Source organism: Streptomyces sp. URMC 126, assembly GCF_051386555.1.
Taxonomy (GTDB): domain Bacteria; phylum Actinomycetota; class Actinomycetes; order Streptomycetales; family Streptomycetaceae; genus Streptomyces.
Genome location: NZ_JBPQTX010000132.1, coordinates 1 through 18,167 on the forward strand (window position 1 = coordinate 1; position 18,167 = coordinate 18,167).

The 18,167-nt window shown below is 68.6% G+C and carries 18 protein-coding genes and 2 pseudogenes; 9 read left to right on the forward strand and 11 right to left on the reverse strand.

The window, feature by feature from the left end:
• Both ACSNOK_RS17555 and ACSNOK_RS17560 read right to left on the reverse strand, forming a co-directional pair.
• The coding region (locus ACSNOK_RS17555) for a HAMP domain-containing protein (protein ID WP_436781636.1) at positions 1–1,034 on the reverse strand (1,034 nt) is incomplete at its 3' end.
• Between the two features lie 341 nt (positions 1,035–1,375).
• A complete protein-coding gene (locus ACSNOK_RS17560) occupies positions 1,376–2,164 on the reverse strand; it encodes a hypothetical protein (RefSeq protein ID WP_436781637.1) in 789 nt (262 codons plus the stop codon).
• Positions 2,165–2,449: 285 nt separating this feature from the next.
• On the opposite strand from ACSNOK_RS17560, the gene ACSNOK_RS17565 reads away from it, so the two are divergent.
• Positions 2,450–2,665 carry a hypothetical protein gene (locus tag ACSNOK_RS17565; protein WP_436781638.1) on the forward strand — a complete coding sequence of 72 codons (216 nt, stop codon included), beginning with the start codon at positions 2,450–2,452 and terminating at the stop codon, positions 2,663–2,665.
• 638 nt (positions 2,666–3,303) lie between these two features.
• Positions 3,304–4,125, forward strand: coding sequence for a lipase family protein (locus tag ACSNOK_RS17570; RefSeq protein ID WP_436781639.1), 822 nt, complete (start codon positions 3,304–3,306; stop codon positions 4,123–4,125).
• Positions 4,126–4,174: 49 nt separating this feature from the next.
• Here ACSNOK_RS17570 and ACSNOK_RS17575 read toward each other — a convergent pair whose 3' ends face one another.
• Entirely contained in the window at positions 4,175–4,630 is a 456-nt protein-coding gene (locus ACSNOK_RS17575; RefSeq protein WP_436781640.1) for a hypothetical protein, read from the reverse strand.
• Between the two features lie 249 nt (positions 4,631–4,879).
• On the opposite strand from ACSNOK_RS17575, the gene ACSNOK_RS17580 reads away from it, so the two are divergent.
• A complete protein-coding gene (locus ACSNOK_RS17580) occupies positions 4,880–5,113 on the forward strand; it encodes a DUF397 domain-containing protein (protein WP_436781641.1) in 234 nt (77 codons plus the stop codon).
• A 46-nt stretch (positions 5,114–5,159) separates the two neighbouring features.
• A complete protein-coding gene (locus tag ACSNOK_RS17585) occupies positions 5,160–6,107 on the forward strand; it encodes a helix-turn-helix domain-containing protein (RefSeq protein ID WP_436781642.1) in 948 nt (315 codons plus the stop codon).
• Positions 6,108–6,131: 24 nt separating this feature from the next.
• Here ACSNOK_RS17585 and ACSNOK_RS17590 read toward each other — a convergent pair whose 3' ends face one another.
• The 3 genes from ACSNOK_RS17590 to ACSNOK_RS17600 all read right to left on the reverse strand — a co-directional run bounded on the left by ACSNOK_RS17590 (position 6,132) and on the right by ACSNOK_RS17600 (position 8,481).
• Positions 6,132–6,965, reverse strand: a complete 834-nt coding sequence (locus ACSNOK_RS17590) for an SAM-dependent methyltransferase (RefSeq protein WP_436781643.1) — start codon at positions 6,963–6,965, stop codon at positions 6,132–6,134.
• A 259-nt stretch (positions 6,966–7,224) separates the two neighbouring features.
• The gene (locus ACSNOK_RS17595) at positions 7,225–7,719 is read right to left on the reverse strand and encodes a hypothetical protein (protein ID WP_436781644.1); all 495 of its coding nucleotides are present in this window, start codon (positions 7,717–7,719) and stop codon (positions 7,225–7,227) included.
• 615 nt (positions 7,720–8,334) lie between these two features.
• The gene (locus ACSNOK_RS17600; RefSeq protein WP_436781645.1) at positions 8,335–8,481 is read right to left on the reverse strand and encodes a hypothetical protein; all 147 of its coding nucleotides are present in this window, start codon (positions 8,479–8,481) and stop codon (positions 8,335–8,337) included.
• Positions 8,482–9,673: 1,192 nt separating this feature from the next.
• On the opposite strand from ACSNOK_RS17600, the pseudogene ACSNOK_RS17605 reads away from it, so the two are divergent.
• Positions 9,674–9,844, forward strand: a pseudogene (locus tag ACSNOK_RS17605) (IS5 family transposase); the annotation flags it as partial.
• Between the two features lie 18 nt (positions 9,845–9,862).
• Here the strand turns inward: ACSNOK_RS17605 and ACSNOK_RS17610 are convergent.
• Together ACSNOK_RS17610 and ACSNOK_RS17615 are read right to left on the reverse strand one after the other, a co-directional pair.
• The gene (locus tag ACSNOK_RS17610) at positions 9,863–10,252 is read right to left on the reverse strand and encodes a hypothetical protein (protein ID WP_436781646.1); all 390 of its coding nucleotides are present in this window, start codon (positions 10,250–10,252) and stop codon (positions 9,863–9,865) included.
• 331 nt (positions 10,253–10,583) lie between these two features.
• Complete coding sequence (locus ACSNOK_RS17615) at positions 10,584–11,807, reverse strand: DUF6236 family protein (protein ID WP_436781647.1); 1,224 nt, start codon at positions 11,805–11,807, stop codon at positions 10,584–10,586.
• A 235-nt stretch (positions 11,808–12,042) separates the two neighbouring features.
• Here ACSNOK_RS17615 and ACSNOK_RS17620 point away from each other — a divergent pair.
• A pseudogene (locus ACSNOK_RS17620) lies at positions 12,043–12,505 on the forward strand (terpene synthase family protein).
• Here ACSNOK_RS17620 and ACSNOK_RS17625 read toward each other — a convergent pair.
• Both ACSNOK_RS17625 and ACSNOK_RS17630 read right to left on the reverse strand, forming a co-directional pair.
• Positions 12,502–13,263 carry an SDR family oxidoreductase gene (locus tag ACSNOK_RS17625; protein WP_436781648.1) on the reverse strand — a complete coding sequence of 254 codons (762 nt, stop codon included), beginning with the start codon at positions 13,261–13,263 and terminating at the stop codon, positions 12,502–12,504. The pseudogene ACSNOK_RS17620 and the gene ACSNOK_RS17625 overlap by 4 nt on opposite strands.
• A gap of 191 nt (positions 13,264–13,454) precedes the next feature.
• Positions 13,455–14,066, reverse strand: a complete 612-nt coding sequence (locus ACSNOK_RS17630) for an SAM-dependent methyltransferase (protein ID WP_436781649.1) — start codon at positions 14,064–14,066, stop codon at positions 13,455–13,457.
• A 1,185-nt stretch (positions 14,067–15,251) separates the two neighbouring features.
• On the opposite strand from ACSNOK_RS17630, the gene panD reads away from it, so the two are divergent.
• A complete protein-coding gene (gene panD / locus ACSNOK_RS17635; protein ID WP_436781650.1) occupies positions 15,252–15,668 on the forward strand; it encodes an aspartate 1-decarboxylase in 417 nt (138 codons plus the stop codon).
• 266 nt (positions 15,669–15,934) lie between these two features.
• On the opposite strand, the gene ACSNOK_RS17640 is transcribed toward panD, so the two are convergent.
• Positions 15,935–16,351 carry a carboxylesterase family protein gene (locus ACSNOK_RS17640; protein WP_436781651.1) on the reverse strand — a complete coding sequence of 139 codons (417 nt, stop codon included), beginning with the start codon at positions 16,349–16,351 and terminating at the stop codon, positions 15,935–15,937.
• 653 nt (positions 16,352–17,004) lie between these two features.
• On the opposite strand from ACSNOK_RS17640, the gene ACSNOK_RS17645 reads away from it, so the two are divergent.
• Together ACSNOK_RS17645 and ACSNOK_RS17650 are read left to right on the forward strand one after the other, a co-directional pair.
• Positions 17,005–17,253: a hypothetical protein gene (locus ACSNOK_RS17645; protein ID WP_436781652.1), complete on the forward strand. Its 249-nt coding sequence runs from the start codon at positions 17,005–17,007 to the stop codon at positions 17,251–17,253.
• A gap of 338 nt (positions 17,254–17,591) precedes the next feature.
• On the forward strand, positions 17,592–18,032 hold the full coding sequence (locus ACSNOK_RS17650) for a cytochrome P450 (protein ID WP_436781653.1): 441 nt from the start codon (positions 17,592–17,594) through the stop codon (positions 18,030–18,032).
• Positions 18,033–18,167: the final 135 nt, after the last annotated feature.

Here is an 18,167-nt window from a genome sequence, read left to right on the forward strand (position 1 = left end):
ACCATCGTGTTGATGGTGTTCTTCAGGGCGAGGATCTCGCCGCGCGCGTCCACCGTGATCTTCTGCGACAGGTCGCCCTTGGCCACCGCCGTCGCCACCTGGGCGATCGACCGCACCTGCGCGGTCAGGTTGCCCGCCATGAAGTTGACCGAGTCCGTCAGATCCCGCCAGGTGCCCAGCACCCCCTTGACGTCGGCCTGGCCGCCGAGTCTGCCCTCGGTGCCGACTTCGCGGGCGACGCGGGTGACTTCGTCGGCGAAGGCGGAGAGTTGGTCGACCATCGTGTTGATGGTGTTCTTCAGGGCGAGGATCTCGCCGCGCGCGTCCACCGTGATCTTCTGCGACAGGTCGCCTCGCGCCACCGCGGTGGTGACCTGCGCGATATTGCGGACCTGAGCGGTGAGGTTGCCGGCCATGAAGTTGACCGAGTCGGTCAGATCCCGCCACACGCCGCCCACACCGGGCACCTGCGCCTGGCCGCCGAGCCGTCCTTCACTGCCCACCTCGCGGGCGACGCGGGTGACTTCGTCGGCGAAGGCCGAAAGCTGGTCGACCATCGTGTTGACGGTGTTCTTCAGCTCCAGGATCTCGCCCTGGGCCGCCACGTCGATCTTCTGCGACAGGTCGCCCTTGGCCACCGCGGTGGCCACCTGGGCGATGTCGCGGACCTGCGTGGTGAGGTTGCCTGCCATCGCGTTCACCGAGTCGGTGAGGTCCTTCCAGGTGCCGGACACCCCCGGCACCTGCGCCTGGCCGCCCAGCCGGCCCTCGCTGCCGACCTCGCGGGCGACGCGCGTCACCTCGGAGGTGAACAGGGAGAGCTGGTCCGTCATGCCGTTGAAGACGGTCGCGATCTCGCCGAGCAGCCCGTCGGCGTCCTCGGGCAGCCGGATACCGAAGTCGCCGTCACGCACGGCGGTCAGCCCGGCCAGCAACTGCCGCAGCTCGGCCTCGCCGACGTCGGGCCCCTCGCCGTCGCCCCGCCTGCGGCCCGGTACCGCGGTCGCCGCCGCGCCGGCCGTGGACTCGCTCATCTCGCCTCTCCCACCCGCCGGCGCACCACGGGGCGGCACACGAGCGGCACCGCCCGCGCTGTCCGCCGCCCGTAGTCGGCCGTTCGCCCGTTGCCCGGCACGTCGATCCGCTTCGTCGCTCCGTACAGGGGCTGTACGGCCGTGGGGAAGGATACTCGGACCACGTCCGATACGGTCGGCCCGGCGGGACTTCCGGGCCGGGACGGGGGCGGACACGGCGCGGAGGGCGCCCTCTCGCCCGTCTTGCCGCGCTCCGGTGGCGCACGCGCGTCTTCCCACATTCTCCCGGACCCTTCCGAAACGGAGCGCACGGCGGACGGCCGCCGCCGTGCGGCCCACGGTCAGTGCAGCCATTGCAGGACTCCGGTCATCCCGTTGTGCACCAGGGTGACCACACGCAGCGGATGGTCTTCGGGCGCCTTGGCGTCCACCGCCATGACGTGGTGGAACACGGCACGCTCCGACGCTCCGGTGGTGCGCAGCGGCGTCACCCACAGCGAGAGACCGCCGACGGTGACCGGGCTCGCGGTGGCCTCCACCACGCCGGAGGCGCCGAGGCAGCCCTCGTCGAACGCCGCCCTCACCCGCTTCCCGGCCCGGTTGTTCTGCTTCCGGTCCCGCCGGAAGACGGTGTAGAGACCGACGCCCGGGAGGAACACCCGGGGATCCGCCGGGGTGCGGTGCACGAACCAGTCCGCGGGCTCGGTGACGGCGACCGCGCGCACGGGCGGGACGGTCCTGGTCAGCCACTTCGGATGGGCCGGCTCGGTCGTCGACGCACCGCAGGCGCCGTGGATCGCGGCGAGTTCGAAGTTCCGTCCCGCGCTGTTGTAGAGGAAGTGACGGGTCCGCTTGGTGTCGTTCCCGTCGACGCGGGTGTTGGCCGCCTCGACGAAGTAGACGGGCCCCCGGACGTCACCACTCACGACCAGCGGCGTCACGGCGAACCGGAACCCCGCCTCCTCTATCAGACACCGCTCGGCGGGAACTTCCCCCCGCTCGTCGAGTACCGCCTGATGGAACAGCAGCCGAACGGCCTTCGTCACCTCGATGTCGTCGAACCAGTCGCTGACGGCGTTCTGCACCAGCTTCTGCGCGACCAGCGTGCCGACGAATTTGGCGATCCCCACCCAGACCATGTCGCCCCCCCCGTGGATGACCTGCTGAACAGGTGTTCAGAGGCTTGTGAGATTACGGGGAGTGAAGCTCACCCCGGCAGGGCGCCTTTCAGTAGGCGGGGGCGCGAGAACGTACCTCACGCTCCGTAAGCCTCTCCCACCCGGTGCTCCCCATCCGGCGACGACCGGCCCACGGCCGTCGCCGCGTAGCCGCCCGGCGGGCGCCTCGGCGGCATACGGCACACTCTTGACGAGGACACAACCACCGAGCCGCCGCCCGCGAAGGAGGTGCCCGGCATGGCCGTCGCGTTCCTCGTCCTCCTCCCGACCGTGCTCGTCCTCGTGGTCATGTTCCTGGACGCGCCCAAGGACTGGTGCAGGACGTGCAGGCATCAGCGTTCGGACCACGCCGAGGGCGACGGGGCCTGCCGGGGCGACGAGTTCACGGAGGACGTGCCGACCGGCACCTGCCGCTGCGCCGCCTACGTCCCACGGCGGGGGAGAAGCACGTAGCGCAGCGAGGAAGCCCGCGGTGGGCGGTACGGTGGCCGGGAACCGGGAGAGACCGGGCGCGTGCCCGGTGCACGGGGCCGGCAGGCACCCTGACCACCTGGTCGGACGGCGTCTCGAACGAGTCGTGGCGTCGTGTCACCTCTCCGGTGACGAGGCGCCGTCCGGCCCGCTGGACGTGTGGCTGATCGTCAGCGAAGAGGCCGTCACCACGCCACGGCCGGTTCGGACTGGTGCTTGACCGTGCAACCTTCGGCCCCCTGCCAGGGCTACGGCATGGCGGAGCTGGGCCGCGTCGAGGTGGCACCGACGCCCGTCCACGGCGAGACGCCGTTCACGAACCACCTCCGCGAAAGGATCGTGGCGGTACGCGAGGAGACCGCCCGGACGGCGGCCGGCTCGTGCTGGAGATCGCCTTCGCATCCGGCCGTGTCCCGTGCGACGTATGGGACGGGGATCTCCGCCTCTCCAGCGGATGACCGGCAGCGCCCGCGAACGCCGCGTTCCCCGCGCTTCCCGGTGATCAGTGCACCGGTCAGCCGTTGGGGTGAACGTGGGCGGCGGGTTCTTTGGACGGGGCGCGGAGCGGCTAGTTCTGTCGGCGTCCATGCGTCGTAACGCGTCGAACGGAGACTTCCGCCGTGCCCGTGCCCACAGCCATCGACCACCGTTCCCGTGGCTACAGCCTTCCCCTCGCCTACTGGCTGGCCCAGGCCTCGGACCTCGCCTACAAGGACGAGGCGACCATCGAGAAGCAGGCCCGCCAGTGGGGGTTCGGGGAGGTACGGCACCACCACACGCGGTTCACGCCCCCGTTTCCGCTGGAGGACACCCAGGCGTACACCGTGGCCAGCGACGACATGATCGTCACGGCCTTCCGCGGCACGGAACCGGCGCAGATCCGCGACTGGCTCTCCGACGCCACCACACCGCCCTGGCCGGGACCCGCGAAGACGGGGTACGTGCACTACGGCTTCGCCCAGGCCCTGGACTCCGTCTTCCCCACCGTCAAGGAGACCCTGCGGGAGCTGCGGACGAACGGGCAGGGCCTGTTCTTCACCGGTCACAGCCTCGGCGGCGCCCTGGCCATGCTCGCCGGCGCCCGGCTGTACCTGGAGGACCCGAAGCTGCTCGCCGACGGTGTCTACACCTACGGGCAGCCCCGCACCTGCGACCGGCTCCTGGCCGAGGCGTGCAACAAGGGCCTCAAGCAACGCGTGTTCCGCTTCGTCAACAACAACGACGTCGTTCCCACCATGCCGCCGGAACCCGCCTACACCCACGTCGAGACCCTGCGCTACCTCGACTCCGACGGCCGGCTCCGCGAGAAGACCTCGCTCTTCGGCACCCTCGCCGACCGCGCCAAGGGGTACACCGCCGACCCGCTCGCCCCCGCCAGTGACGGCGTACGCGACCACTCCATCCACAAGTACATCGCCGCACTGGAGAAGAACCTGGCCTGACGCCGCCCGTCGACCCGCCCTCGCGCCCGGGGCCGCACGCGGCCCCCGGCTACCGGCGGATGCTCCGGCTGAGCCAGGGCGTGAGCGCGGTGTGCGTGATCAGCTCCTTGTACGTCTCGTCACCGGGCAGCGGGACGACCAGCCACTGCCCCGGTGGGAAGAACCGCCCCTTGACGAAGGCCAGTCCGCCGTAGACCGCACGGAGGAAGGCCGGGACGGCGTCCCGCGGGACGTCAGGGAATTCCACCCCGTCGACGGTGACCGTCGCGTCGTCCTCCGGGAAGATCCGCACGTCCACGGACGGTGACCCCGCCAGCTCGACATACGCCTCGTGCGGCATCGAACCGTCCGGATCCAGCGCCGTGAACAGAGCGGCCGACGTACAGCGCGACGTCACATCCGCACCGATGTCGTGCGCCACGGAGAACCGCACGCCGAACTCCTCCGCGACATCACGGACGGCGGCGACGGCGGCCTCGGTGGTCGGGAGGCGGGAGTGCGTCATGGGGACAGCATGCCTTTCGTGTGGTCAGAGGTGGCGGGCGGCTGCCATGGCCGAAAGCCGTCCGGGCCCCGGTCGCTGACGGCGTTTCGTATAACAAGTGTCTTAATCACACACTTTCGGGGGACTTCGCCGAGGTCTCCGCATCCCTAGCATTCTCATCCCCGACTCCTCACGCACTTGCACATGAGAATCGGTGATCTTGCGGAGCGGGACCGCGAGGTCAGCCACCGACAGGAAGAGAGGCCACTCATGGGATTCGGCAACGGCATGCCGGCGAGCGACATCACCGGCGTCCAGTGGGTCAAGAGCAGCGCGAGCGTCGGTGAGGGCAACTGCGTGGAGCTGGCCAAGCTGCCCGGAGGGGACGTGGCGGTGCGAAACTCCAGGTACCCGAGCGGCGCCGCGCTGGTGTACACCCGGCAGGAGCTGGCCGCGTTTCTTCAGGGCGCCAAGGGGGGAGAGTTCGACGGCCTGATCGGCTGACGCTTCAAGCGTAGGCCAGAGGTGGAACGGCGGGCACTCACCCTTCATGCTGGAGGCCGACACATGTCGGCCGTTCATGGGGGTCTGGATGTCCGCCGTTCCCGCGTCCCGGGCAGAGGAAGGCGCTTCCGTCGCCTGTCTCGAAGATGGTCTCAAGTCGGCTGCGGCCGCCCGCCTGTTGGGCGACGAGCTGCGCAGGCTGAGGCAGGAGCGCGGCCTGGGGCTGAAAGACGCGGCGCATGTCATTCGCGGCTCGGTTTCCAAGGTGAGCCGGCTGGAGCGGGGAGAGAGCCCCCCCAAGGCCCGAGACGTCCAGGACCTCATCCACTTCTACCGTGTGCCGCGGTCCCGCGCCCGCCTGATCGAGAACTTGCTGGAGCAGACGCGGAACGAGGAGTGGTGGCGACAGTACAACGATGTCACGCCGCATTTCCTGCGGCGGCTGATCAGCCTTGAGGGTCAGGCCGCGAAGATCTACACCTACGAGACGCACGTCGTTCCGGGTCTTCTGCAGACGCCGGCGTACACCCGGGTACTGATCGGTGCCGCCCTGCACGGTGTCGCGGAGCGCGATGTCGAGCGGCGGATAGCTCTGCGCCAAGGCAGGAAGAGGGCCTTCCGCAACGGGCGGCCTCATGTGGTGGCACTGCTGGACGAAGCGGTGCTGTGGCGGCGCGTGGGGAGCCGCGAGGTGATGCGTGAGCAATTCCAGTACTTGCTGGACATCGGGCAACGGGAGAACATCAGCATCCGTGTGGTGCCGTTCGACTGCGGACCCGACGCCGTTCCCCTGTCGCCGGTGACGCACCTGCGTTTCGACGACGGCGGGCCGCCGGAGCTGGTCTACCTGGAGCTCCTCAACAGCGCGCAGTACCTGACGAGACCACGGGAAGTCGACCAGTACCGGCACGTGTTGAACCGGTTGAGCCTGGCGGCCGCGGACAGAGAGCACAGCCAACGGCTGCTCTCCGCAGCGGTCGCCAGATTCACCTGAAGAGCGGGCGCCGCACCGCTACCGTCACAGCCGCGCGACCCCGCCCCATTCGACCCATTCCGTCGGGCGGGCTTCGGCGGGTGGCGGCGGGGTGTCCGGCCGCCAGTCGATGACGTCCACCAGGCCGGGTTCCAGGGTGCGGCAGCCGTCGAAGTAGGCTCGGACTTCGCTGCGCCGGCGCACCCGTCCCCAATTTCCACGGGTGCTCTCGTCCATGAGTGCGGTGACCTTGTGCCGGATCTCCGGGTCATCGCTGACGAGTTGGCAGATGACCATGAAGTTGCCCGGCCCGAGGGTTCCGAGCCGTTCCGCCGTACGCCGGATGACCGCCGCGGGGTCGTACTCGTCGTCCGTGTCCGGCAGGCAATGGAGGACGGAGACGAACAGTGCGGCCGTGCGCCGGCCGGGCTTGATGAGTCTCTCCGTGGCCGGATGGCCGAAGATGTCATCGGTGTCCCGGATGTCGGCGTGAACGATGGCCGTGTTGGCGTTCTCGTCAAGCGTGGTACGGCCGTGAGCGAGGACGATGGGATCGTTGTCGACGTAAACGACGCGGCAGCCGGGGTCGAGGCGTTGGGCCACCTGGTGAACGTTGTCCTGGGTGGGAAGTCCTGAGCCGTGGTCGAGGAACTGCTCGACCCCGTAGTCCCTTACGAGCGTTTTGACCACTCGTCTGAGAAACGCTCTGTTGTGGTGTGCGATTTCCCGCGCGCTGGGCGCGATATCCAGTAGAGCCGCGCATGCTTGGCGGTCTGACCAGTAGTTTTCCACTCCCCCTAATAAGAAATCGTACATGCGGGCGACGCTGGCTGTGCCGGCGTCGATGTCGAGAGCTTCGTGTTTCTCTCCGCGGACCATCCCGTCCCCCTTCGGTTGTGGCCGGCCACGGCAGGGAAGCCGCCCATGGTAGAGAGCGGTTGTGGCGGGCGGACAGTCCCCGATCGGGGGGCTGCCCGGGACGAGAGTAGATATCGGGGGCACCCGGAGCGAAACTCCCCGACCTCGCTTTCGGGCCAGGTTGCCAAGGGATTCCCTTGGAGATACCGCGGAGACGAGTGCTGTTCGACGGCGGGCGGTGCGGGCTTCCGCCGCTGCGGGGACGGGCACCGCCCGATGGTCAGCCCCTTGGCAGGTTCACAGCCAACTCCCACACTGCGCGCACGAGGTTGGCGTCGGCTCCCATGGCGGAGACCAGGGCAGCCGTTGTCGGCCAGTCCGGTACGACTCGGCCACTGAACACGTCTTCCACCACCACGGCGTCGACTCCCGCGGAACGGCTCAAAGCGTGTGGTGAGGGGTTGCGCGCCGCCAGACGCAGCCCTCGCAGTGCCCGGTGCAGCTCGGCCCGGGCTTGTGGCGCGGCGATCCTCGCGGGCCGGCTGATCCCTTGTGCGCCCTCCCACACGATGCGTGTCTCCTGCGGGTCTCCTCCGAAGAGCATGGTGAGCATGTACGCGATGGGCCAGGGCGGCACGGTATCGCCGTTGAGAATGCGTAGTAGTCGCGCGGGCGGGAGGTCCGCCCATTGGGCGACTTCGCGTACGTCGGCGTCCGTTTCCTGAGCCAGGTGCGTCAGCGCCGCTCCGAAGGCGCGGGGGTTGGTGAAGGCCACGGAGGGCCAAGGGGAGTCCGAGCTCCCCGGAGGAGAGGGTGTGGCGGTTTCAGGTGTGTGGGGGTCAGGCGGGTGGGGAGGTGGAGGTACCGGTGAGGAGAAGAGGCGAGTGAGTCGGCCGGCGTTCCAGCGGGCTCGTGCCGTCGCCACGGTGACGTTCGCCGCTTCCGCGACGTCCTGCCAGGACGCACCCTCGGAGAGGGCGTGGCCCACAGCCGCGCCGGCGTAGTGCCGCGCTTCCTCGGTGAGCCGCGAGGCCAGTTCGAGCCGGGTTCTCAGCGGAGCGGCATCGCGCTCGGCGGCCTCCAACTGCCGGAGCACCATGCGTAGGGTCGTTGCCACCGAGGCGGAAGTGGGAAGACCTTCGATAGGGACGCCCTGTCGCCGTATACGGTCCCGGTCACGCTGGGCGCGACCCCGACAGGCGGTGTCGCAGTACTGCTTGGGCCGACCGGCTCCGGCCGGCCGGGTGAGAGCCTTGCCGCAGGAGCCGCAGACGCGCGGCCCGGCCAGTTCCGTCATCGCTTCGTCCTTCCCCACCCGTTCCGCTCAGGCCACCAGGGGGTGGCAGGCGCGCGGTGGGCAGCCCGTTCGCTCGGCCCACCGCGCGTTCGTTCACCTACGGCGCCAGCGCAGCAGCACGACCGGCTCCCGCTGGGACATCACACCGCTCTGGAACGTCTGCAGAACGGCCTCCGCGATGGACGCGTCCCATAAGCAGAGCAGGGTCAGGAACACCAGCCAGATGAGGCCGGGGTGCACACTGATTTCACCTCCCCTCAGGGGTGTTTCTTCCGTCGGGGCCGGATGCGTGCTTGACTCTTCTAAATCCGAGGGCGCTTCGTCCTGCTCTCGGCTTGTGGGCATGACCATTTACTCTCCTCACAGGGACTGTTGATTGGTCATGGAGGCGGCCCCGGGGTGGCACCCCCGGGGCCTGCTCACTGGGACAAGTCGGCAGATGCTGCCAAACGACGGTGTCACTCTAACTGAGTCTTCGCTCTGTGGACCGCTGAGCTGAAGTCCGATGGCGCCATGCAAAACTGACTGGTGGTCAATTACCGAGAGCACGCCCTATCCGTTAAGTCAACCTGCTTTTCTGAAGTGGACCGATGTGTTCACTTTCCCGATCGCCCCACCTGGGCCAAGTGGGCATCTAAGGGATCTGGGTGATCGGACTTGGTCGAATGGTTGAAACATTGAGAGACGCGAGATGACCCAGTAACCCACAGGGGGTGCGGTCGGACGCCGATAGATCACCCGTTAGGGTGAATTTTTGGGCATCGGAATTCTCAAATCCGATTGATCCTGCATGCGCACATGCAAAAAATAGCGAATTCACTTTAGCGAATCCCTCTTGGTTGGCCTGGGCGCTGCGCAGCCCTTTCTCCAGCACGCGGCCTCGGAGGCGCGCTGCCCGCCTCCTTTGCGGAGAGCTTCCGGCCCTCAAGCTCACCCTCGGGCTCCGGCTGTCCAAAGCATCTGTGACTTACACCACCTTGCCGCCCGGCAGGTTGCGATGACGCCGCATCGCGGCGGGGCGGCGCAGGGCGCGCGCGAGGAGTCTTCGAGAGAACGCCGAGGGCGAGACGCCCCGGGTCGTCACCGCCCATCAGGTGCCGGGGAGGGTGCCGCACGCCGCCGGGCACGTGCAGGGCCCCGGGCGAACCCGCGCATCTGATCGACTGGGGCGTAGTGGGCCGTATGGAGAGCGGTACCGGCTGGCCCTGGTGCTGGCCCTGCTCAACCTCGCGGCCAACGACGGCGCGGGCCTGGCCTCCACCTGCATCGACATGGGGACCGCCACGACTTCGGCGTCACCCTGACCGCGATCCTCACCCACGCCACTCACCGCGGCATCCGCACCAGCCCGGTGATCTCACTGCTGGGAAAGTCCTTCGCCAATCTTGAGGGATCGATCCGCTACCTGTCCCCAGAGCCCGGTCGTGCTCCTCGACGCCAGGTGGTCGAGCGCAGTTTCGGGTGGGTCATGATGCACCGCCGACTCGCCCGCGGCTACGAGACCAAGCCCGAACACTCCGAAAGCATGATCCGCATCGCCGCGATCTCCAACCTCGCGAAACGAGCAACCGGCGAAACCACCGTCACCTGGCGAGACGCGTAAAACGCAATCACCCATGCACTACGTAAACCAGACCGTCTGAGTGGGGTTCGCCGAGTCCCCTGAAATGGCTTCAAAGGGGTGATCTGCGACTTCGTATTGCGGGTGAAATCCAAGCCGCTGCGTCGCTTGGTCCACCCTCGTCACCTGGCCCACCGGCAGCGGCAGGTCAGCTCCGCCGCATTGGTTCAGCGCGCCGCCCAGGGGCAGGCCGAGCACATTGTTGGACGCTGTTCCGGTGCCTCGTGTGGTCGCACCGTTCGAGTGGATTCCATTGTGCTGATTGGCGCAGTTGGTGCCAAAGGCTGGTGAGAGGACGTCTCCGATGCCTCCGGCGGAAGCGGGTGATGCCGTCGTGAGGCTGATGGCAGCGGTGAAGCCCAATGCTGCAAGGGCGCGCTGAACGTTCATGACAGACCAACGATGGGCGTTGCACAGGATTGTCAGTCTGCTGAGAACTCATCGCTGTACCTGGTCACGTCACGCTCGACTTCGACTGGAGCCCGTCTTTGAACTCCCGTCTGCGCAACGGTTCCCGTCCCCCCAGGTGGAGGACAGAGGTTTAAAGACAGGCTCCTACGACTGCGACAGGCGCTGGGGTGCTGCCTCGACGCACAGCCGTGCAGCAGTGGCGCCGCGGCGGACACTTCGTCGCCGCGATCCCGGACTCATAATTGCCAGCCCAGGTCCGTTGGATCCGCTGATGAGGAGACCCGGGCGCCGTCCGTGGTCCTCTCCAGGGCTACGGGCCCGGTTTGCGGTAGCGTTCACGGACTCGATGGCTGATTTTGCTTGCCATTTGGGCCGCTCTCTCCACCGTGCTGCGGCTGTGCGGGAAATCATCCTTGAGGTGGTACAGATATGTCGCCGCCGAGGGCTGCAGAACCTCCTGACGGCGGGTGCGCGCAGCGCCGTAAATGCCCACCAGCGCAGCGGCTACGGCGCTTCCCCCGGCGATGATCGGCTGGTGGGCCAAAATTCCGCCGCCCACGCCGAGCAAGGCCGGGACCTCGAACTTCATGGTGAGAGTATCGGCAGTGGTTTGAATCCCCAACCCGCGAAGTGCCTTGCCGAGCTGCTCTGCCGGGCCCGTGAAGCGGGCTGCTACCTCGTACCGCAGGTACTGCTCCAGCACGGCCTGGTCCCGGATATCCGTGAGCTGCTCGGCCAATTCCTGGGCAGCTAACTCCACTTCATTGCGGAAAGCGATGAAGTCCTGCCCGTAGCGGCGCCGGGCCTTCACCAGTTTTTTCGGATCGGTGTCCTGTGGCGATACATGTTCGATGGACAGCAGCCCAAGCGCATCGGCCACCGTATCGACGCCCCGATCCCTGGGAAGTACTGGAGAGGGGTGGCCCTCCCGGACGGCAACGGCAAGCGCTGCCGGCGCCCAGTTCCCGCCGAGAGCGAACATGTCCTCATAGGCGGTCGCGGGAGCGAGATGGTTGCGCCGCGCCACCTCCGTCGCCAAAGCGCACATGTAGACCCAGGCGAACCGCTCCCTTCGATCCATGCGCGTCAGGTCGCCGCGAAACGCCCTCGGGTAGTCGTTGTTGCGGATCGTTGTCAGCGAGCGCAATATCTCGGTTTCGGTGGGCTCGAGCCGGGAAGTGCTTAATCCTTGCCGTGGAGTGGTGTGCTCCGACTCCAACCGCGCGAATGCCCGATCCAGGTAATCGGTGCTGAGTTCCAATTCCCACAAGAGGTCTCGTATGCCCTGCGCCTCGCGCCTGAAGTCATCGAGAGCAGCCTGCCTGAACCACTCCTCGACAGTCTGAAGACTGTCCTCCGGGTCGACATCGACAAAAAAGTCGAGCTCCTCCGCGAAGACCCGCGCGACGTGGTTCTCCTGTGGTGAGAAACCACGAGGGCGGATGCGAGCCACCTTGGGCCAGTACAGAACTGCTGTCTTGAGCCACCACGCCGGAGGCGACATCAGCGGATAGTAGAGGGCGAACTTGTGCAAAACATCCCCACTCTCGGCAGAGGGCGCGGCGGCCACCTCGGTCCGGTGCCCCGTCCCTCAGACAGCACCGCTGAAGCAGCGGCCCGACGACCCCGGACGCACCGCCAGGCTAGGCACACCCTGTAGATCCAATCCAGTGGTTCATACAGACTCGGAGAAACAGCGGATGCCGAACGGGTGCGGTGCTGCTGGTCAACGCGCTCGGTCCGGCGCTGTGATGGAAGAGCGCAGGCGCATGCGGGGCAGGGAAATCTTCCCCACCCTGGACAAGTACCTGGACATTCGCCACCACAGCGTGGCTCTCCTCCCGTACATGGTCGTCATGGAGTACGTCATGGGAGTGGACCTCACCAAGGAGTTCGAACGATCTCTTCTCCTACAGGAGGGAAACCGTTCAGGCAGGAGAAGGTTTCAACGCGCTGGTGGCTCTCGTGGGGAGCCATGGCATGACATTGCAGGCGGCAGTCGACCGACTGGCAGAACTCGTCGCCGACGCTGACGCCGGCCCTCACGCTCTGATCCTCAAGCTGAGCGAGAAGTACCCGCACCTCGATCCGTTCTTCCGAACCATGGGAGTTTTGGCGTCGGGAAGTCTCTGGCGGGTGCAGCAGACCCCGGCGGCCCGTCGTTCCACTGGTGAAGCCGGTCACCACGCGTGTGATCCGGGCCGTCAGGGTGTGCGGGTGAGCAGGCCCTAACCGCGTCCGATGAACGGCATGTTCGTCGCCATGACCGTCGCGAACTGCACGTTCGCCTCCAACGGCAGCTCCGCCATGTGCAGCACCGTCCGGGCCACGTCCGCCACATCCATCACCGGCTCGACCGCGAGGTGCCCGTCGGCCTGGAGGACCCCCGCCCGCATCCCCTCGGTCATCTCGGTGGCCGCGTTGCCGATGTCGATCTGCCCGCAGGCGATCCGGTACGGGCGCCCGTCCAGCGAAAGCGACTTGGTCAGGCCCGTCACCGCGTGTTTGGTGGCGGTGTAGGCGATCGAGTTCGGCCGGGGCGCCATGGCCGAGAGGGAGCCGTTGTTGATGATCCGGCCGCCCTGTGGGTCCTGTTCCCTCATCTGCCGGAACGCCGCCTGCGCGCACAGGAAGGACCCCGTCAGGTTGACGTCCACGACCGCGCGCCACGCCTCGTACGAGAGGTCCTCCAGCGCGACGTCCACCGGGCCGAAGACGCCCGCGTTGTTGAACAGCAGGTCGACGCGCCCGTAACGGCCCCGGACCGCGGCGAAGAGGGCCGCCACCTCCTCGGGGGCCGCCACGTCCGTTCGTACGCACATCACGTCCGCGCCGCCCTCGGCCGCCCGCGCCGTCTCCTCCAGCGTCTCGTGGTGGCGTCCCGCCACGGCCACCGACCAGCCGGCCGCCGCGAGGGCGAGCGCCACGGCCCGGCCGATGCCCGAACCCCCGCCCGTCACAACGGCGGTCTTCTCCTGCGCTGCTGCCATGACGCAGCAGGGTACGGGACCTGCCGCCGCGAACCCGGCGCGTTCCGCCGACTCGCCCGCCGACGCCTCCGAGCGGCCTACATCGGCCTCGGGGATCAATGGAGCCGTGGTGGGCGCTGAGATTGATCACGGTTGTCTGAGGCGCTACTTCCTCGTCGCGCGGGGGACGACTTCCGGGCTGGGCCCCGCCTTCACAGTTTCGTCTCCAAACGAGGGCTCCATGCCGCGCTTTCTGTGTTGCGGATGGCGGGCCTGTCCAAGACCAGTGCGGCGTAGCCGCTGGCCCGGCGGACGGGGTTGTGGGCCAGGGTGACGGCTTCGAACCGCAACCAGTCTTCGGAGGAAAGCCGCGTCAGCCCGGGCCAGCGGCTGCACAGCAGTCGCCTGCCCGGTCGGGTGGCGGCGAGGTGGGCGTAAAAGGTCGACAGGTGCATGAAACGGTCGATGACGGGGCGGCTCCAGTCGTGCGCAGCGTGTGGGCGGTACCCGATGTCGGCGGCGTGGCGCAGGTAGCGGCGGAGGGGTTCGAACTCCTCGAACCGCCAGGTGTCGCGTACGATCCTCCCCGGATCGGCGTGCCGGATGTCCTCCGGCGCGTCCGAGCGCCACACGAAATCGACCAGCACCAGACGGCCCCCCGGCGCCAGGAGGCGGTAGGCCCCCTCCAGGAAGGCGCGCCGCCCGTCCGGGCCGAGGTGGAAGGCCGCTTCGAGGCAGAAGACCTTGTCGAACGAGGCGTCGCCGAAGAGCGAGTCATTCCGGGAGGTGTTCAGGCCGGTGATGTCGGCGGGCAGGAAGCGCACCGGCGGCGCACATCGCGTGGCCGCCCGCCGTCCCGCGCGGAAGAACGGCCGGTTACCGCAGGGCCGAGTCGACCGTGCCGCAGACGCACAAGAGCGCCGACCGCGCAGTGAGTTCACCATGCCCTTTGCGTCCGTCACCGGACTCGGCCGCGGCTGACGGGGAGATGCGGCCGGGGCATGCCGGCCACCAAAGCCCTCCCGCGACGGTCCGCCTGCCGCGCCCTGCGGGACGTAGGCAGAGGTCAGGGTCTCCCTGGGATTGCACGCCCGGGGGACCCGCACGGTAAGTTCCGCGATCTCGCGGCCGGTACGGGAGTGGGCGCACATCTCGGACCTCCGAAGTCGCGGGCGCTCACCGTCCCACCCTCGTATCGCGCCGGGCTCGTGGTTCCGGGACGGCCACCACGAACGGGTGAACCTCATCGACGTCCGGACCGCTTCCACCACACCGGCAACACCGGACGAGAACGATGCGTTCGCCTAACCGTCACTGCCCCGCCGGGAACTTCCCGCCCGTCCATCCCACTGCGCTGCCGCTGCTCTGACAGGGTGCTTGAACCGTCGGTAGCCGACGGGCGGACAGCATCCCGTTATGAGCGGTACAGGGGCTTGACACCGGGATCACACCGCGGTCCGCGACTCGACAGCACCTAGCCTTCGTCCTGCCCGCCGGCATGATCCGGGGACCACGGCTGAGTTCCAAAGACGCATCGTCGATCTGCCCTGAGGGGCCTCGCCTGGCCTGGTTGCTCTCTCACGTGGCCTGTCGAGGCCTGGGCTCGGTTGACTTTCGCTGCTTTTAGCAGGCCTTTTGTTGCTCCAGTCACCTAAGGACGTCGGGCTTTTTGTAAAGGACCTTGGCGTTTCTTCCTTGCCCGAGTTTGTAGCCCCTCAGGCCGAGCTCAGATGCCTCCTTGTCCCTCCAGCTCGGTGACATGTTGAGCATCCTCGCAGCCTCGGACGTATCCGTAAGGAGCGGTTCGGTGAGGCGGATTCCGTGAGGAGGGTCGGGGCTGGGGCGGAGTCTCGGCTCCTGGTGGCCTGTCGGGAAAGTCGGCAAGTGGTCAGCGTGAGTCCTGTGAAACCTGCCACACGCCGCCCGAACGCGCGACTGGTTGTAGACTCAAGGGATAGCCCTTGACCTGCAAAAACGCAGGCAGGGAGCCTACTCACGGGAGTTCCTCCATGTACCGCACCATGATGAAGTCCAAGATCCACCGTGCCACCGTCACCCAGGCCGACCTGCACTATGTGGGATCCGTGACCGTGGACGCCGACCTGATGGATGCCGCCGACCTGCTCCCTGGAGAGAAGGTGGACATCGTCGACATCGACAACGGGGCACGGCTCTCCACCTATGTGATCGAGGGGCCGCGCGGGTCGGGTGTGATCGGGATCAACGGGGCGGCGGCCCGGCTCGTCAGTCCCGGGGATCTGGTGATCCTCATCGCCTACGGGGTGATGGACGACGCGGAGGCCAAGGTCTTCGAGCCCCGGGTGGTGTTCGTCGACGAGCGGAACGCCGTGGTCGACCTGGGCGCCGATCCTGCGGCGGTGCCGGAGGGGGCGGGGCTGCTGCGCGGGGACCGCGTCGCCGGCTGACGCGGCCTGGTGGTCCGGGCCCCGTCCACCCCTCCGGGTGCTCGTCGGGCTGTCGGCGGTACGCCCGCCGCTTCCCGCCAGCGCCCGGACGGCGGGCAGGCCTTGGGCGCGCGCCCGTTCGTTCTCCGACGGGTGGCAGCGGCCGGTCGTCGGGTTGAACTCGGCCATGATCACGTCGGCGTGATCCGCCGCCGGCTCGTCCAGGCGGGCCGGCCGGCCGAGGCCGGTGAGCGCGGCCAGTGCCGTGCGGGAGTGCTCCGGGCCCGTCAGTGTGTCCTCGGTCTCGTTGCATCAGCCGGACGGGCACCGGGGTCACCGGCCGTCCGTCGGCCGGTCCGGCCGGATCCGTCAGCGGCGGTGTCCCGGTCGTCCGCGCCGACAGGCCGTAGCGCGACGCGATCCCACGCCGGCCGCCGGCCGTCGACCACGTCGGGGCGGAGTGTGACGGCGAGGGCCGCCGAGGCCCCGGCGGACCAGCCAGCCAGTACGATCTGGTCCGGATCGCCGCCGTAAGCCACCGCGTTGGCCCGGCACCACGCCAGCGAACCGAGCAGCGCGGCCCGTCCCGTGTCAGCCGCGTCCGCCCGCCAGTCCGGTACGGCCACCACCACACCGCGCGCGGCGACCTCCCGCGCCGACGGGGCCGGCACGGCCCGGTCGTCGGCGCTCGTGTCGTGCCACACAGGACTACCGGCAGCCGGTCATCCGGCCGCTCCGGGCGGTGGACGTCGACGCCTTTGCCCTGCGGTGTACGGGCGAAGTGCTGCTGTGTCGGGGGAGCGGGGAGCGGGGGCATGACGGCCTTTCCGGGAGACGTGTCGGGGGCGGGCCCCTCGCCCGGTGAATCCGATCAAGTCTCCCCGGAGAGGAGTGTGTTCCTGTGGGTGACGACCGGAGCGGCTGGGGCGCCGCCCCACGGGCATCGGCGTCGGACGGCGGCGTCACCCCATCCCCGGCGTCATGAAAAGTCGGTTGGCCGCCGCCGGACAGCGGTGACAAGTGGCGCCCCGCGGACACTGGCGGCGTCGGCGCGCCGACACGCAGTGGATCGGGCCGACGGCGGCAGGCGTCGAAGTGGGCCCACCGGACGGGACTTTGATCTCCTCGGAGGTCGGGGCCGGAAACCGTGGCGTGCACCGTCGCTCTTCGCACCCCTCTTCCTTCCCTTGCGCACGCGAAGGACCGTCATGAGTGGGACCCGGGGGAGGGTGCCGCCTGGGCGCTGGATGTGGAATGGCCGCCGGCCCGGCGTGGTGGCGTCGCCCCCTAGGCGTGCGCGTGGCTGTGTCAGCACTGTCCCGGTCGACCGTGTCCGTACGCTCACCGGAGCTCCGGCGTGGCTGGTCCACCCCACGAACTGGTCATCAGGGTGCTGCGGGACGCCGCCTTCAGCATGTCGGCCCTCGCCGAGCCGGGCGCGCGCCTGCAATACGCGCCGCTGTTCCCGGCGTCGAACCGCAGCAGCGTCAAGGACATGGTGGGCGTGGGGCTGCGGGAAACCGTCGTGCAGGCGATCTCGCCGCACGCGGTGAAGGAAGGGCCGGCGGCTTCCGCCGGCCGGCCGACGCACTCCTCGACGTACTGACCGCGAAGGGCCCACCGGTCGACCTCCGGGCCCGCTTCACCCAGAGCCCTACACCGCGACGGTGATGTCCACCGTCCTGGGGCTCTCCGCAGACCACGGGCGCCTGCTGATGGACGGGTTCGCCATCGGCATCATGGCCGTGCCGCGGCCGTTCGAAGGCGCGCGCGTCAACCTCGGCAAGTGCCTTGCACGCACCCCCGCGAGCCTGCTCGCCCCCGCCGCCGTCGACCGGCCCGGGCTGCCGGGCGCACTGGCGCGCCTGCGGGCCGAGCGGGGCGGCACGGACACGCTCGACGACCTCTTCGTCGCCGGGCGGGCTGAGTACCGCCGCCTTCCCGGTGCCGGCGCTGCTAATGCTCATGCTCAACCCCGAGGTCATGGAGCAGGCGGTGGAGGAACTGCTGCGCTGCAGCCTGGCCATCGGGGACGGGATGCCGCGCATCGCCACCCGGGACACGGAGCTGGGAGGGCAGGCCATCGCCAAGGGCGATCTCGTCCTGGTTCTCGTCGAGGGCGCCAACTACGATCCCGCCGCCTTCCCCGGCCGCGGCGGCCGGACTGACGCGCAAGTCGGCGAAGGCGCATGTGACGTTCGGTGCGGGACGGCACTACTGCTCGGCCACCCACCGCGCGCGGACCCACGTGAGCATCGCGCTGTCCGCCGTCCTGGATCGTATGCCGGGTCTGCGCCTGGCCATCCCCGTGGAAGAGATCGACTGCGGTCCGGCTGGATCAAGCGCACTCCGGAACGGCTTCCCGTCCTCTGGTGGTACGGCTGATATGGCCGATACGGCTGATATGGCCGTGCGCCCGCCCGGTATCCGTCCGTTTCCGTTCTCCCCGTTCGTCGGCCGGACCCGTCCCCTCGCCGGTCGTCTCCCTGCGCCCTTGTCCCCCCGCCCGTCGTCCGGGCC

What these genes read in the sequence shown, in the direction of transcription:
- ACSNOK_RS17565 (WP_436781638.1), top strand. Translation starts at nt 2,450, where the DNA reads ATGGCCGTCGCGTTCCTCGTCCTCCTCCCGACCGTGCTCGTCCTCGTG.
- ACSNOK_RS17575 (WP_436781640.1), bottom strand. Translation starts at nt 4,630, where the DNA reads ATGACGCACTCCCGCCTCCCGACCACCGAGGCCGCCGTCGCCGCCGTC.
- ACSNOK_RS17580 (WP_436781641.1), top strand. Translation starts at nt 4,880, where the DNA reads ATGGGATTCGGCAACGGCATGCCGGCGAGCGACATCACCGGCGTCCAG.
- ACSNOK_RS17585 (WP_436781642.1), top strand. Translation starts at nt 5,160, where the DNA reads ATGCTGGAGGCCGACACATGTCGGCCGTTCATGGGGGTCTGGATGTCC.
- ACSNOK_RS17590 (WP_436781643.1), bottom strand. Translation starts at nt 6,965, where the DNA reads ATGGTCCGCGGAGAGAAACACGAAGCTCTCGACATCGACGCCGGCACA.
- ACSNOK_RS17610 (WP_436781646.1), bottom strand. Translation starts at nt 10,252, where the DNA reads ATGAACGTTCAGCGCGCCCTTGCAGCATTGGGCTTCACCGCTGCCATC.
- ACSNOK_RS17625 (WP_436781648.1), bottom strand. Translation starts at nt 13,263, where the DNA reads ATGGCAGCAGCGCAGGAGAAGACCGCCGTTGTGACGGGCGGGGGTTCG.
- panD (WP_436781650.1), top strand. Translation starts at nt 15,252, where the DNA reads ATGTACCGCACCATGATGAAGTCCAAGATCCACCGTGCCACCGTCACC.